Annotated in this window: 12 protein-coding genes; 9 read left to right on the top strand and 3 right to left on the bottom strand. The window is 41.2% G+C overall.

Annotated features, from left to right (window positions below; genetic code table 11):
- Genes VXM68_RS01980 through VXM68_RS01955 form a run of 6 tightly spaced genes read left to right on the top strand, consistent with a single transcriptional unit; the run spans position 1 to position 6,566 of the window.
- Positions 1-1,743 (top strand): TonB-dependent receptor, encoded by a 1,743-nt coding sequence (locus VXM68_RS01980; RefSeq protein WP_294348046.1) that lies wholly within the window; start codon positions 1-3, stop codon positions 1,741-1,743.
- A gap of 40 nt (positions 1,744-1,783) precedes the next feature.
- Positions 1,784-3,214, top strand: coding sequence for a hypothetical protein (locus tag VXM68_RS01975; protein ID WP_367210278.1), 1,431 nt, complete (start codon positions 1,784-1,786; stop codon positions 3,212-3,214).
- A gap of 31 nt (positions 3,215-3,245) precedes the next feature.
- Complete coding sequence (locus VXM68_RS01970) at positions 3,246-3,953, top strand: MotA/TolQ/ExbB proton channel family protein (RefSeq protein ID WP_209580578.1); 708 nt, start codon at positions 3,246-3,248, stop codon at positions 3,951-3,953.
- A complete protein-coding gene (locus VXM68_RS01965; RefSeq protein ID WP_293956769.1) occupies positions 3,953-4,363 on the top strand; it encodes a biopolymer transporter ExbD in 411 nt (136 codons plus the stop codon). The genes VXM68_RS01970 and VXM68_RS01965 overlap by 1 nt, the downstream gene beginning before the upstream one ends.
- 56 nt (positions 4,364-4,419) lie before the next feature.
- Positions 4,420-5,247: an energy transducer TonB gene (locus VXM68_RS01960; RefSeq protein ID WP_293956767.1), complete on the top strand. Its 828-nt coding sequence runs from the start codon at positions 4,420-4,422 to the stop codon at positions 5,245-5,247.
- Between the two features lie 11 nt (positions 5,248-5,258).
- Positions 5,259-6,566, top strand: a complete 1,308-nt coding sequence (locus VXM68_RS01955) for a folylpolyglutamate synthase/dihydrofolate synthase family protein (protein ID WP_293956766.1) — start codon at positions 5,259-5,261, stop codon at positions 6,564-6,566.
- A gap of 96 nt (positions 6,567-6,662) precedes the next feature.
- Here VXM68_RS01955 and VXM68_RS01950 read toward each other — a convergent pair whose 3' ends face one another.
- Positions 6,663-7,682 (bottom strand): asparaginase, encoded by a 1,020-nt coding sequence (locus VXM68_RS01950; RefSeq protein ID WP_294348040.1) that lies wholly within the window; start codon positions 7,680-7,682, stop codon positions 6,663-6,665.
- A 12-nt stretch (positions 7,683-7,694) separates the two neighbouring features.
- Complete coding sequence (locus tag VXM68_RS01945) at positions 7,695-8,462, bottom strand: TatD family hydrolase (protein WP_367210277.1); 768 nt, start codon at positions 8,460-8,462, stop codon at positions 7,695-7,697.
- Positions 8,463-8,818: 356 nt separating this feature from the next.
- Between VXM68_RS01945 and VXM68_RS01940 the strand changes: the two genes are divergently transcribed.
- Genes VXM68_RS01940 through VXM68_RS01930 form a run of 3 tightly spaced genes read left to right on the top strand, consistent with a single transcriptional unit; the run spans position 8,819 to position 12,346 of the window.
- Positions 8,819-10,213, top strand: a complete 1,395-nt coding sequence (locus VXM68_RS01940; protein ID WP_367210276.1) for a TolC family protein — start codon at positions 8,819-8,821, stop codon at positions 10,211-10,213.
- Position 10,214: 1 nt separating this feature from the next.
- On the top strand, positions 10,215-11,171 hold the full coding sequence (locus VXM68_RS01935; RefSeq protein WP_367210275.1) for an HlyD family secretion protein: 957 nt from the start codon (positions 10,215-10,217) through the stop codon (positions 11,169-11,171).
- Positions 11,172-11,182: 11 nt separating this feature from the next.
- Positions 11,183-12,346 (top strand): ABC transporter permease, encoded by a 1,164-nt coding sequence (locus tag VXM68_RS01930; RefSeq protein WP_294185544.1) that lies wholly within the window; start codon positions 11,183-11,185, stop codon positions 12,344-12,346.
- Positions 12,347-12,421: 75 nt separating this feature from the next.
- On the opposite strand, the gene VXM68_RS01925 is transcribed toward VXM68_RS01930, so the two are convergent.
- A complete protein-coding gene (locus tag VXM68_RS01925; protein ID WP_293956759.1) occupies positions 12,422-13,429 on the bottom strand; it encodes an FKBP-type peptidyl-prolyl cis-trans isomerase in 1,008 nt (335 codons plus the stop codon).
- Positions 13,430-13,434: the final 5 nt, after the last annotated feature.

Raw genomic sequence — 13,434 nt, 5'->3', positions numbered from 1 at the left:
ATGAAGAAGTTGCAAAATAGAAACGTGAAGAAATATACTTTAGCAGCGCTTTTGATGGGCGTGGGATTGAATTCTTTTGCACAAGAAACAGGCAAGAAGAATGATCCTGAGAAACCAGTCACTATCGATTCTTTTGATGTTGTTCGTGATTATAAACCCATTCTTGCAGATGCTGTGAAAATTCGGCGCAGTCCGGATATGACCAATAAAAGGGAATACCAGCCCAAGTTGACCTACAACAATATTTTGGATAAGAAATTGGATATCAATACTGGATTGAAACAGTTAAATGTGCAGGAGATTCCTTTCGCACAACCGTTTGAGCATAGTAGCAACTATGTCAAGTTTGGTATCGGTAACTATAACAGTATCTTGGGCGAGGCTTATTTAGCTTCTGAACAGTATGAAAATACGCGATTCGGCTTATTTGCAAAGCATCTGAGCCAAAAGGGTAATATTGACGGACAGAAATTCAGTACACAAGATATTGGTGTTTTTGGCCGCCGGGTGTTGGATGCGGTAACAGTAAAGGGTACGCTTGGTTACAATCGTTATGGTACAAATTTCTATGGTCAGACTTTCGATCAATCGGGAACAACATTGTTAAATACAAGTCCAGATAAACAGACATTTACTGATATCTATTTAAATGGTGAACTATCAAGTAATGTAGATCCCAAAAATGAACAGGCAATAAGCTATTCGGCGAAAGTTGATGGCTATTTGTTTAAAGATGCCTACAAAGCCAAAGAAAACTCAATTGCATTGTCCGGTTATCTGAACAAGCGTTTAAGTGCATTTAATGTCGGTGCAAATGTGAGCGTGACGATGAACAACGTGAAAGATAGTGCTGAAGTAAAGAATCATTTAGCCGTAGTCAATCCGTATATTCGTTTTAAAGGCGATAATTATAACGTTACCTTGGGGGCAAATTTAACTTCCGAATTTGGTGATAGCTCACGGTTCAATATTTTTCCTTCAGTAGAAGCTGATTTTGCTTTGGCACCTGAATATATCTCTTTGTTTGCCGGAATTAATGGGGGCGTAAAGCAAGCTTCTTTCCGCAGCTTTGCGAAAGAAAATCCTTATTTGGCCCCGAACGCTAAAATGATAAATTCGATTGAGAAAATGAACATTTATGCGGGATTAAAAGGAAATGCAGGAGCAACTTTTGGTTATAAAGTAAAGGTATTCTACAAACAGATCGAGGGCTTGCCTTTATTTAAAAATAGTGCATTTGGCGATACCCAAAATGGTTATGTTCCCTGGGCATTCGATGTCGTTTATGATGGCGTGATCAATAAGGCGAAGCATATGGGATTTGAAGGTGAAATTAATGTACGCCTTTCACAACTGGTTAATCTAGGAGGTAGGGTGTATATCGACGATTATAATTTGAGCGATGAAGAGGAAGCGTGGGGATTGCCAAAATTCCGCATGCAGGCCAATGCGCGTTTCAATATTTCTGATAAGCTTTTCGTAGATGCTGAACTTTCTACTCAAGGTAACACGTATGCATATATCTATGATTATAATACAGATGGTAGCCGTATTACCGACAGTGGTCATAAGGCAACAATCGCTTCGTTCGCTGATCTTAATGCAGGTGCAGAATATCGGGTCAAAAAGCAATTTGGTATTTTCGTCAAAGCAAATAATATCTTTGGAAAAGAATACGAACGTTATATGTATTACCCACGATTGGGCTTCAATGTAATTGGTGGTCTTAATTATTCGTTTTAACGAATTAAGATTATAAATTTGCATCTTAAAATAGTGCGCAATGAATCTAGGCAAAAACATCAATAGTTTATTAAAACGTTATGCGGAAGTATACGTGCCGGGAATAGGTGTGTTCAAACGAATTCATTCTCCGGCTCAGTTCGATAAACAGCATAATGTATTTTTGCCGCCAATTTCCTATGTCGAACTTGACTATTCTGCGCAGCATGGATTTAATATTGTTCATTATATTCAGCAACAGGAGAATTTGGGCCTAAGTCAGGCGCAGCAGATTTTATCGGATGCTGTTGATAGTCTGAGAGCTGATTTGGGCCAGTTTGGACAGGCTAAACTGGATGATCTTGGCCTATTGATTAGTTACGGTTCAAGCTTAGTATTCAAACCTTTGGACCTATCGGGTTTCGACTTCCAACCTGTAACGAACCTTGTTTCACCAGAGATTGAAACAGTTGTTTCTCCTTTGGAAGGCGAAAATGAGCATGCGGGACCAGTTTTGGAAGAAGAACCTATCGTAGACGTCGCTCCTCAAGAGGACCCTGTTGAAGACTCTATTCCAGATAGGCCTGATGAAGATGAAACGGTGGTGGTTGAAGAAGTTATCGAAGACGAAGCTGAAGCGGCAGATGAACTGGAAGCGGTAAAGAGTACGGTTGTTGATGAGCCTGCACAGGTGACTGGATTAACAAGCAATCGCACCGATGATGTCGAAACCGAAGGATCTTCGGTAACGGAGGACAAAGTTCAGCAGTCTGAACTTGTGAATGCACCTATGGTGGCTGATAACAATCAATCTATTACTCCAAAAGCAGAAACAGATTCAAGCAAGGAAATAGGTGCTATAGCGACGGCTAATGCCAGCTCGACATCTGCACCAAATATCTATGAAGAGGAGCCACGAAATTCAAATGCGGTCTGGTATTGGATGACTGGAATTATTGTGCTGGCCATGGTTGCTGTAGCGGTCGTTTATACTAATCCAGCGTTGAAAGATTCGTTATTTGGCTCGAAAAAGCCTGTTATATCAGCCGCAGATACACTTGCTCAAAAGCGGCCGATTCTAGCTGCTGATACCATGACCAATAGCGCACAAGTAGATAGTTTAAACAATGTCGATTCATTGGCTAAGCTTCAAGTGAAAGATTCTATTGAAAATACAGCAACTGTACCATCGAGTAATGGAACGGCCAAACCGACGGCTTTGGACGCAAACCCGGTGATCAAAGAGTCTATCCCCGTGGCACAGCCAAGATATCAGGTTGTTATTGGATCTGCAAAAACTATGGTAAGTGCCGAACAAGAGGCACAGCGTTTGCGGGCAATGGGCTATAAGACAGCACGCGCCGTTGAAGGCAAGAATAAAAAGGATAGAAAGAAAATTATCTTAAATACTTATATGACTAACCAGGAGGCTCAGCTAGCAAAAAAATCGGTGGTTAATAAGATTAAGGATGCTTGGGTAGATCCCTTGTAGAAGTTGAAACTATATAAAACTATTAATAATTATGTCATTAGTACAGGATACAGCAACAGCTGCTGTGGATTCATTTAATCAAGCTGCGCAACAACCGTTACCTGCCGCCGCAAGTACAGAAAACATGAGTTTGATCGATATGATGATCAAAGGGGGATGGATTATGATTCCAATCCTATTGTTGTTTTTTATTGGATTAGTTATCTTTTTTGAACGTTATCTGACCATCCGTCGTGCCGCAAAATATGATAATAGCTTAATGTCGCAGGTGAAAGCGAATGTACTGTCTGGAAATCTGGATTCAGCCTTAGCGGTGTGTCGCTCAAGTAACTCTGCATTGGGGCGTATGTTGCAAAAAGGTTTATTGCGTGTAGGTAGACCGATCAAAGATATTGAAGGTGCCATCGAAAATGTAGGTAAGCTGGAAGTTGCCAAATTGGAGAAAAACATTAATATCTTGGGTATCATTGCCGGTATTGCTCCAATGTTGGGCTTCGTGGGTACGATTTTTGGGGTAATTAAGATTTTCCATGAGGTTGAATTAGCAGGTGGTATTGATATTGCTTCTGTTTCAGGAGGTTTATATGTGAAAATGGTGTCATCTGCATCCGGTCTTGCCGTTGGTATCTTAGCTTACTTGGGTTACCATATTTTAAATATGATGGTCGAGCGTTTAATTTTGCGTATGGAAACGGATGCAGTAGAATTTATTGATTTATTGGATGAACCAGGAAGATAATGAATTTACGAAGTAGAAAAAATAAACCATCTGCAGAGGTTCATACTTCAGCGCTGAATGATATCATGTTTTTCTTGATGTTGTTCTTCCTGTTGGCCTCGGCAGTGTCTAATCCTCAAGTTGTCAAGCTCTTGTTGCCAAAGTCCAGCGCAGGAGAGCAGTCTGTTGCTAAAAAGACCGTTACGGTTTCGATTACCAAAGATTTAGGTTATTTTATTGACAAAACTCCAGTTCCTATAGAAGGGTTGGAAGCTGCAATCCAATCACAAATGGCTGCCGGAGAAGAGTTGACAATTATGCTTTACGTCGATAATACGGTTCCTATCCAAAATGTTATTTCTGTAATGGATGTCGCGAATCGATTGAAGATTAAAGTGGTATTGGCAACAGAACCAAAAAAAGATAAATAGGAACAATTAAACTTTTTTTGTTTAATGGTCAGCTATTAATATAGGAGATTAATGCGATGAGATATCATCTTCAACATGAAGAAAATAATTTCCCCAAGGCATTGGGGATATCGACTTTGGTCATGGCATCGTTGCTTTTGATTGGTTTTTTTGTGGTGTTTAAGGCGGAAGAACCTCCTATGATAGGTATGGGAGGGCTTATTGTCAACTATGGTACCTCTCCAGAGGGCATGGGTGATGACTATATGAGTGTCGAAGAGCCTTCCGTGGATCCGAACGCCAATAATGAGCGTCCTGACCGTATCGATCCTGTGGAAACTCCAACACCGACCCCAACCCAACAGGTTGCTGAGAAGGCAGTCGTCACGCAAGATCTGGAAGATGCTCCTGCGGTTACAAAGACGGAGAAAAAGGTGGTGTCGAAAGCACCAGAAACAACCAAAGAAGTCAAAGAGGTGGCTCCACAGGCGAATGCTAAAGCACTTTTTAAAGGCAATAAAAATAACGGTACTGGAGCAGGTGATGGCACAGGAACAACACCGGGTAATCAAGGTTCCAAATTAGGGGATCCCTTGGCAAGTAATTATGGCGAAGGCGGATCTGGAAACGGCAATATGATGTTATCCATTGAAAACCGCAGCTTCACCCAGAGACCAAGTATCGACGACAATGGACAGCAGGCGGGAAAGGTTGCTGTAGAGTTCAGAGTCAACAAGCAGGGAGTTATAACGTATGCGCGTGCTGGTGTGAAGGGAACCACAATTACTGATCCTTCCCTATTGGAAAAATGTGAGCGTGCTGTTAGAGGTGCTCGGTTGAATCAATTGCCGAATGCGCCAGACTCGCAGACAGGACGGATTGTATTCAATTTTAGATTAAGATAAAAATCATTCCCATGAATGCTTATAATGAGGCAATCGAGTATCTGTATACTCGATTGCCTATGTTTACAAGGGATGGCGCCTCAGCCTTCAAAAAAGACCTTGACAATACCATCAAACTTTGCGCTGCTTTGGACAACCCACAGCGAAAATTCAAAACATTACATATTGCCGGTACAAACGGAAAAGGATCCACCTCCCATATGTTGGCCGCTATTTTGGCCGAAGCAGGATATAAGACAGGTCTCTATACTTCACCACATTTACTGGATTTCAGAGAACGTATTCGTGTCAATGGTCAGTTATGTGAGAAAGAATTTGTTGTTGATTTTGTCAGTACCCATCGCGAGCTTATAGAAGAAGTCAGTCCATCGTTTTTCGAAATTACTGTAGCCATGGCTTTTGATTATTTCGAGAAGAATAAGGTTGATATCGCTGTCATTGAAGTCGGCCTTGGTGGGCGTTTGGACAGCACCAATATTATTCAGCCTTTGCTGTCGGTAATTACCAATATCGGTTTTGATCACATGAATCTTCTTGGTAATACACTGGCGGAAATTGCTGCTGAGAAGGCGGGAATTATCAAAAGAAATACACCTGTCGTTATTTCGGAATATGCTGAAGAGACAGCTGCTGTATTTTTGGATAAGGCAGCGCTTGAACGTGCACCGATCCAATTTGCTTCTGACAAGTATGCGACACAAATGATGGGCGTGGACCAAGATTATTTGACGGTACAAGCGACAGATACTGCGGGTCATTCAGTAGACTACCAACTGGATCTAAAAGGTTCCTATCAGGTCAAGAATCTCGCTGGCGTCCTCTTAGCTGTGGATGAATTGCGTAAACAGGGCTTTGCGATCAGTGATCATCACGTTCATGAAGCCTTGAAGAAAGTACAAACGACCACAGGGATCCAAGGACGTTGGCAACAATTGTCTAAAGAACCTTTTGTTATCTGTGATACGGGACACAACGAAGACGGAATTCATGAAGTGTTGAAAAACCTGGCGTCTACAAACTATGATAAGCTTCACTTTGTCATTGGGGCGATGCGCGATAAGGACTTAACACATATGCTCCCTCATTTGCCCAAAGACGCAACCTATTATTTCTCTGCTCCGGATATGCCGCGTGCACTGCCAGCTAGTGAATTACGTAAAGAGGCTCTTGGATTTGGATTAAATGGGCTGGACTTTCCGAGTGTCACGGCCGCATTTGATGCAGCAAAAAATGCTTATCAGCAGGGCAATCTTATTTTTGTGGGTGGAAGTAATTTTGTGGTTGCGGAAGTGCTTGCTGGTCTGCCCACTGAACAATAAGAATTGACATTGTAGCGAAATCTATGCTTTGGAAATACATAGATCAAAAAAGACTTATCACTCGATAAGTCTTTTTTGATCTATTGTCATTTATCCTTAGTCATTTACAGTCAATTCACCGCGGATATCCTTCTCAATCCAATAAGCAACTTCTTTTTGATCCGCTAGTTCGCCCTGAAGATACATCAATTTGGTTACTGCAGCCTCAAATGTGAGGTCATATCCATTGAGCACGCCGATGGATTTAAGTCCCTGTGAGGTTTCATAGCGCCCCAATTCGACCGATCCAACTTTACATTGAGAAATATTCAGGATATTTTTACCCTGCTCAATCGCTTCCTTTAGTAAATCCAAAAACCACGTGTCAGTGGTGGTATTTCCTGAACCGAATGTTTCCATCACAATGGAGCGGACATCGGAGTTTAATACCGCTTTGATTGTTTCCGCAGAGATTCCGGGGAATAGTTTCAATACCGCGACCCTATTATCGAGTTTTGTATGCAAGATAAATTCTTTATTTATATTGTTCAATAAAGCATCTGTATTGTATTTGAGGTGAATACCGGCTTCCACTAATACGGGATAGTTTGGCGATCTAAAGGCTTCAAATTTGGCCGAATTATATTTAAATGACCGATTGCCACGGAATAGTTTATTGTCGAAAAGAATACATACCTCCTGTATGATAGATACGCCATCTTGTTTTGCCGAAGCAATTTCAAGGGCGGTCATCATATTTTCTCGGGCATCTGTTCGGATTTCGCCAATAGGCAGCTGGGAGCCCGATAATATAACCGGTTTTTGAAGTCCTTCGAGCATAAAGCTCAATACAGATGCCGTAAACGCCATGGTATCGGAACCATGTAAGATCACAAAACCATCGTAATCTGCATAGTTATCCTTAATAATTTGTGCCATTTCAATCCATATTTCGGGCTTCATGTTGGATGAATCGATAATGGGTTCGAAAGAGTGCACGGTGAGTTTATAGTCTAAGCGACTTAAATCGGGGAGATTACGTTTGATCAATTCAAAGTCGAAAGGAACGAATGTTCCTGTCTCATCTTTAACCATACCAATGGTCCCACCTGTGTAGATAATAAAGATATTATGCATTGAGTGTTGAAATTATATACCAAATATACGTTTTGAATTTTCTGTTGTGATTTCGGCTACCTTTTCGATGGAAATCTGGTGAAGGTCAGCTACTTTCTGTGCGATGTAGGTCAAATAGCTGCTTTCATTTTCTTTACCTCGGAACGGTACAGGAGCCAAATAGGGGGCATCTGTCTCTAAGACAATGTGTTTTAAATCGATTTCTTTGACCACCTGATCTAAGCCTGCTTTTTTAAAGGTGACGACTCCGCCAATACCCAAAGCGAAACCTAACTCGATGGCCCGATTGGCCTGTTCAAGGGATCCTGTAAAGCAGTGCAGGATGCCAAACAATTTGTCGTCGTGAAGTTCTTCCAGTAATTCGAACAATTCTGTAAAGGCTTCACGGCAGTGGATATCGATCGGCAAACTTAATTCCTTGGCCCATTGAACCTGCGTCCTAAAAGCTTTTTTTTGAATTTCAAGCGTGCTTTTATCCCAGTAAAGATCCAGTCCAATCTCACCTATGGCATAGACTTTGTAAGTTTCCAACCTTTTGCGGATGATTTCTAACTCTTCCACGTAGTTTTCCTTCACATCGCAGGGATGTAATCCAAGCATGGGAAAACAGTGATCTGGATAAGCTGCTGCAGTGTCAAATACGGGTTTTATAGAAGCGCTATTTACATTCGGCAAAAAAAGACGTTGGATATCATTATCAAAGCAACGTTGGAGATTTTCTTGCAGTTTTGTCGTTCCTGCATGGTAATAAATGTGTGTATGTGTATCTGTAAGCAACATAGTTTTCTGCGTGGCGGCAGCGGTTAGGGTAAAACTTGTTTTTATTATTATCGAATAAAGTAGTACGCTTAATTACCAAAATTTCAATTCGATCTCCAAAGATAACTTATTAATTAGCAAAAATGAAAAATAATAGTGGATAACTGCTCAAACATTGGATTCCATTTTTTGCTTCTTCGAAAAAGCGATTTTTTGAGGGGTGCTATGGGTGCATGAATGCCTCATTGATGCATGTTATTCGCGTTGACAAGAATATTGAATAAAAAGAGTTAGCCGTCAAACATACCGTTAGATTTATTGTTAAACAGATAAGCGAGGCGGTTATTGTCCTAATTTTATAAGAGTTAATGGATCATATGATGAATAAGAAGTTAAGCCTGGGTTTATTGACTTTGGCATCGGTTCTGTTTTTAAACAAACTACATGCGCAATCCTGGATTGACCCGTCGGTAAAAGATATTATTCAAAAAGCTTTTCAGACGAATAAAGAGTTGAAATTGAAGGCATACGAAGTTGATAAAGCACGTTTGGAAGCCGAGGGTGTAAAAGCAAATCGGCTGCCCCATATCTCCGCACTCGGATTATACGGTTATGTGCATAGCAATGGGAGCGTTGATATTCCGACGGTTAATATTCCATTACTAAACTTAGGGTTGTTTGAAGGAGCAACGGGATTTAGCCTACATGGCCAAGCTGCTTATGCAGGCGTGTCTGTGAAGCAGATTATTTTCTCGGGGCTGCAGATTCCGAATGGAATAAAAGCATTGCAGGAGAAAGCTGTTGCCCAACAGTACCTGGAATCAGCGAGCCGGGAAACACTTTCAAAAGATATTATTGCTTCTTTCGATCAACTGATGTTGTTGGATGAAGTTGATAAATTGATCGTGGATTCCGAAAAGCGATTAAAGAAAGAGCAAGAAAAGGTGAATAAAGCCATTCAAAATGGACTTGCAATACCTTATGATCGCGATAAACTGAAATTGGCATTGTTGGAGCTGGAGGAAAAAAAAGTGGAGCTTTCGGGCAACCGCGACCTGTTGTGTCAAAAGCTTGCACAGGAAACCGGAATCTCTTCTCAGAAAGTTGGTGGGATCCATTATATACTCAAACCTATATTTTTGTCGGAGCTCCCCGCCGATGTTGAGCAGCGATCTGAGCTCAAAGCACTGGATGCTTCATCCAAAGCTTACGAGTACGTGTACAAAAAAGAAAAAGGAGGGGCGCTTCCTGCGGTCTTTGCCTTTGGATCCGCAAACTATCTGAATGTATTCAACTCCAAACTCACGGTGAAAGATCAACCGCTATTTGGTACAGTCAACTTACCGCTTAATTCCATCAAGGGGAGCCCCAATTTAATGGTCGGGGTAGGCGTCAAATGGGATCTCTACACGGGCGGCGAGCATCTGAATAAGATTAGGCAAGTTAAACTCGATCAACATATCAATACGACCAAACGGGAAGATACACAGGAAAAGTTAACGCTATTATTGAGTAAGAATACCGTCACTTACACAACCGGCAATGAAAAGCTGAAGGTTGGCGAACAGCAATTAAAAGTCGCTGAAAATAATCTTTCTATGGCGGTGAAGCAGTATCAAGCTGGATTGATAGATGTTACAGCATTATTGGCTGCCGAAAACGATTGGTACAAGGTCAATTTAGGCTATTTTAATAATGTGTTGCAGCAACGTACTGCAGCAGTGGAGTTATTGCATACATCAGGAAAATTATTACAAACCATACATGAGTAAGATGAAGAATTTATATGGGATATTATTGCTGTTTTTCCTAGTTTCTTGTGCAAATCAAGACAGAGAGAAGCCTATTGAAGGGAAAGTGGAGCGTGAGCAGGTGACGGTTGTGACAAAGGTTCCGGGGAAAATTGCGAAGCTTCTGGTTGAAGAGGGTGACTTTGTGCATGCGGGTGATACCTTGGCTATTTTAAGTATCCCGGAGGTAGATGCGAAAGAGGAGCAGGCAAAAGGTGCGTTGCAATCTGCCGATGCACAATATAACATGGCCATCAAAGGTGCTACAAAAGGGCAATTGACACAACTTCAGGCAAAAGTAGATGGTCTTAAGGAACAATATGAATTTGCGAAAAAATCAATAGGTAGGCTGGAGGCCCTTTTGCAGGACAGCCTGATTCCGCAGCAAAAGTACGACGAGACCTACGCCAAATATCAGGGGGCCAAAAATCAATATCTCGCTGCTCAGGCTGAACTTGCTGAAGCTCAAGGGGGAGCTAGAAAAGAACAGCAGCTTATGGCTTTGGGACAGAAGGAACGTGCGCTCGGAGCGGTGTCTGAAGTGAAGGTTGCTGCGGGGGAAAAATATATCATTGCCCCACAAGATATGAGCGTGGAGACCATTAATCTGAAAGTTGGTGAACTGGCGATGGCAGGTTATCCGATTATTAATGGCTTTCTTGATCATTCAACCTATTTTAGGTTCACATTGCCTGAAAACCAAATTGGAAGATTTCAAAAAGGTGCTGCTGTAGAAGTGGAAATCCCTTATTTGAACCACAAAATAGTTAAAGCGAAAGTGATCAGTATTAAGGCGTTAAATTCGTATGCGAGCATAGCCTCTGCCTATCCCGATTTTGATCCGCAACAGGCTGTATTTGAGCTAAAGGTTGTTCCTGAGGATAGTGCTGGCGCTAAAGATTTATTAACCAAAACGCTTGTGGTTCTACATGCGAATTAGAGGGTTTAAATGTGAAAAAAATTATAGAATTAATCCAACGGGAGTTTAAACTCTTCTTCAATAACAAGGTGCTGCTGATGCTTTTTCTCGGTGCGCCAGTTTTGTACGGCATCTTGGTGGGGCATGTCTATCAACAGGGCAAAGTGACGGAGATGCCGATCATTGTTGTCGATGAAGATAATAGTCCCTTAAGCAGTTCCTTCATTGATATGCTTTCCGATAATGAGAGTATCGACGTTGCCCGTGTATTGCCTTCTCTTTTTGATTCTAAAGATATTGCCATGCAGTACGAAGCAACAACCATTGTACATATTCCCAAAGGCTTTGCTTCTGGAGTACAGCAAGGCAGGTTGCCCGAAATGACTGTTTTTGTTGATGGAGCTAATACATTGACCTCCAACACGGCGATGATGGCGGTGAATGTTTGCGCTTCAACACTTAAAGCGGGAATCCAAATTCAGGCGCAGATGAAACGAGGTGTTCCTGCCAAAATCGCTGCTCAACAATATGAACCTTTTAAAACAACCTTTGTGAAGCAAAATATTCGAAGCGGCAATTACCTCTATTTTATGCTGCCGGGGGTTTTAATTACGGTCTTGCAACAGGTATTGCTCCTTGGCTTGGCTTTGTCTTTTTCGTCAGAGTTTGAAGGTAACACGTTTCCGGATCTTGTGCGTAAAATCGGTAATCCTATCGGACTTATTCTTGTAAAGATTTTTCCATATATATTGATGTCTGTAGGTATTTTAATTTTATATTGGGGTTTTGGTCAGTATTACCGTATGCCTTTGCAAGCTGATTTTGGCCGATTTGTGTTGTGTACATTTGTGTTTTTACTCGCTGTGTGTTTTATTGGTGTGCTGGTTAGTATATTACTGCCATCGCAGCTGAAATCGACAGAGGTTCTTATGGTGATTGCAACACCCGCTTTTATTCTGAGTGGATTTACCTGGCCATCCAGCCTGATGCCGGAATGGGTGCAGGCGATTGCCAATGTTATTCCGTCTACACATTATCTCCGGATCTTTAGATTGCTATTTATACAGCATGCGGAAAATTACCACACCAATAAAGCACTTGTTTCATTGACCATCATTATGATCATTAGCTTTACGTTGGCTGTAGTTATCCTATGGATGAAAATAAGGAAGATTAAAAGGACGATTAAGTCATAAAAATCTTGTACAATAAAAAAGCGGTTTCAACTTAATGAAACCGCTTTTTTTATTGTATTAAAATATACCGTTAAATTACTTTTTCGTTGCTGGAGCTGTTGTAGCTGGAGCAGTCGTTCCCGTAGGTGCTACCATACCAGGAGTTGTTGCTGTTGGCGCTGGAACTTTTCCAGGTTTGATATCCAATACTTCTACTTCAAATACTAAAGGAGCGTATGGAGGAATTATACCAGAAGGGCGATCGCCGTAAGCCAAAGATGAAGGGATTACTAAAGTTGCTTTCGTTCCTTTGTTAAACAATTGAAAAGCTTCAGTCCAACCTGGGATTACTCCGTCAACACCTAATTGGAATTTTAATGCTTCGTAAGGACGTTGTGCATTGAAGATTTTCTCTTTTTTAGCTACATCAGGAAGGTTTGTATCAAATACTTTTCCAGTGGTCAATGAACCTACGTAGTTTACATGGACAGAATCACCTACTTTAGCATTTGCGCCTGTTCCGGGTTTCGTAATTACATATTGAAGACCTGAAGCTGTTTTGGTTGTTTTCAAGTTTTTATCCTTGATGTATTTTTCCAATTTTGCAGGCTCTGCAGTTTTATGCTTGTTCAATTCTTCTTCAAAGTATTTCTGAACTTGTTCACCCAATTGTTGATCGGTCAACTTTCCTTTTTTGAAATGTTTTTTGACCTTTATCGAGTAAATGATGAATTTATCCGCGAATTCTGGTTTTGGTTGGTGTGTTTTAGCAGCCATAGAATCCAAGTTGATTTTGAAAACCAAGCTATCGCCTTCACCTACGTATTTGAATAAACCTGTAGGGTCACCTGGGTTTTTTGCAATAATACTATCTGGATATAATTGAACGATCTGAGGGACTCCCATGTCATAGGTACTCTGCATTGTAGAATCTCTGTCCGTTTTCACAACCATGTCAAGTGCTAATAAATCGCCCGATACCGCTTTTTCTTTTGCATTATCATCTACGATTTTATACTCAAGACCGCCTTCAGCCTTTTTGAATTTTTGGCATGACGTCATCAAAAGACCGGCAGCCGCGAAAAATAGAATTGCTTTCTTCATTTTCT

Origin of the sequence: Sphingobacterium sp. R2 (assembly GCF_040760075.1) — a bacterium.
In the GTDB taxonomy this organism is placed as follows: Bacteria; Bacteroidota; Bacteroidia; order Sphingobacteriales; family Sphingobacteriaceae; genus Sphingobacterium.
The sequence above is the reverse complement of the archived record's forward strand: the minus strand, read 5'-3'. Positions and strand labels throughout refer to the sequence as shown.

Excerpts from the sequence above, each read along its gene's own strand:
- VXM68_RS01980 (WP_294348046.1), top strand. The coding sequence starts at position 1 with ATGAAGAAGTTGCAAAATAGAAACGTGAAGAAATATACTTTAGCAGCG.
- VXM68_RS01975 (WP_367210278.1), top strand. The coding sequence starts at position 1,784 with ATGAATCTAGGCAAAAACATCAATAGTTTATTAAAACGTTATGCGGAA.
- VXM68_RS01970 (WP_209580578.1), top strand. The coding sequence starts at position 3,246 with ATGTCATTAGTACAGGATACAGCAACAGCTGCTGTGGATTCATTTAAT.
- VXM68_RS01965 (WP_293956769.1), top strand. The coding sequence starts at position 3,953 with ATGAATTTACGAAGTAGAAAAAATAAACCATCTGCAGAGGTTCATACT.
- VXM68_RS01960 (WP_293956767.1), top strand. The coding sequence starts at position 4,420 with ATGAGATATCATCTTCAACATGAAGAAAATAATTTCCCCAAGGCATTG.
- VXM68_RS01955 (WP_293956766.1), top strand. The coding sequence starts at position 5,259 with ATGAATGCTTATAATGAGGCAATCGAGTATCTGTATACTCGATTGCCT.
- VXM68_RS01950 (WP_294348040.1), bottom strand. The coding sequence starts at position 7,682 with ATGCATAATATCTTTATTATCTACACAGGTGGGACCATTGGTATGGTT.
- VXM68_RS01945 (WP_367210277.1), bottom strand. The coding sequence starts at position 8,462 with ATGTTGCTTACAGATACACATACACACATTTATTACCATGCAGGAACG.
- VXM68_RS01940 (WP_367210276.1), top strand. The coding sequence starts at position 8,819 with ATGATGAATAAGAAGTTAAGCCTGGGTTTATTGACTTTGGCATCGGTT.
- VXM68_RS01935 (WP_367210275.1), top strand. The coding sequence starts at position 10,215 with ATGAAGAATTTATATGGGATATTATTGCTGTTTTTCCTAGTTTCTTGT.
- VXM68_RS01925 (WP_293956759.1), bottom strand. The coding sequence starts at position 13,429 with ATGAAGAAAGCAATTCTATTTTTCGCGGCTGCCGGTCTTTTGATGACG.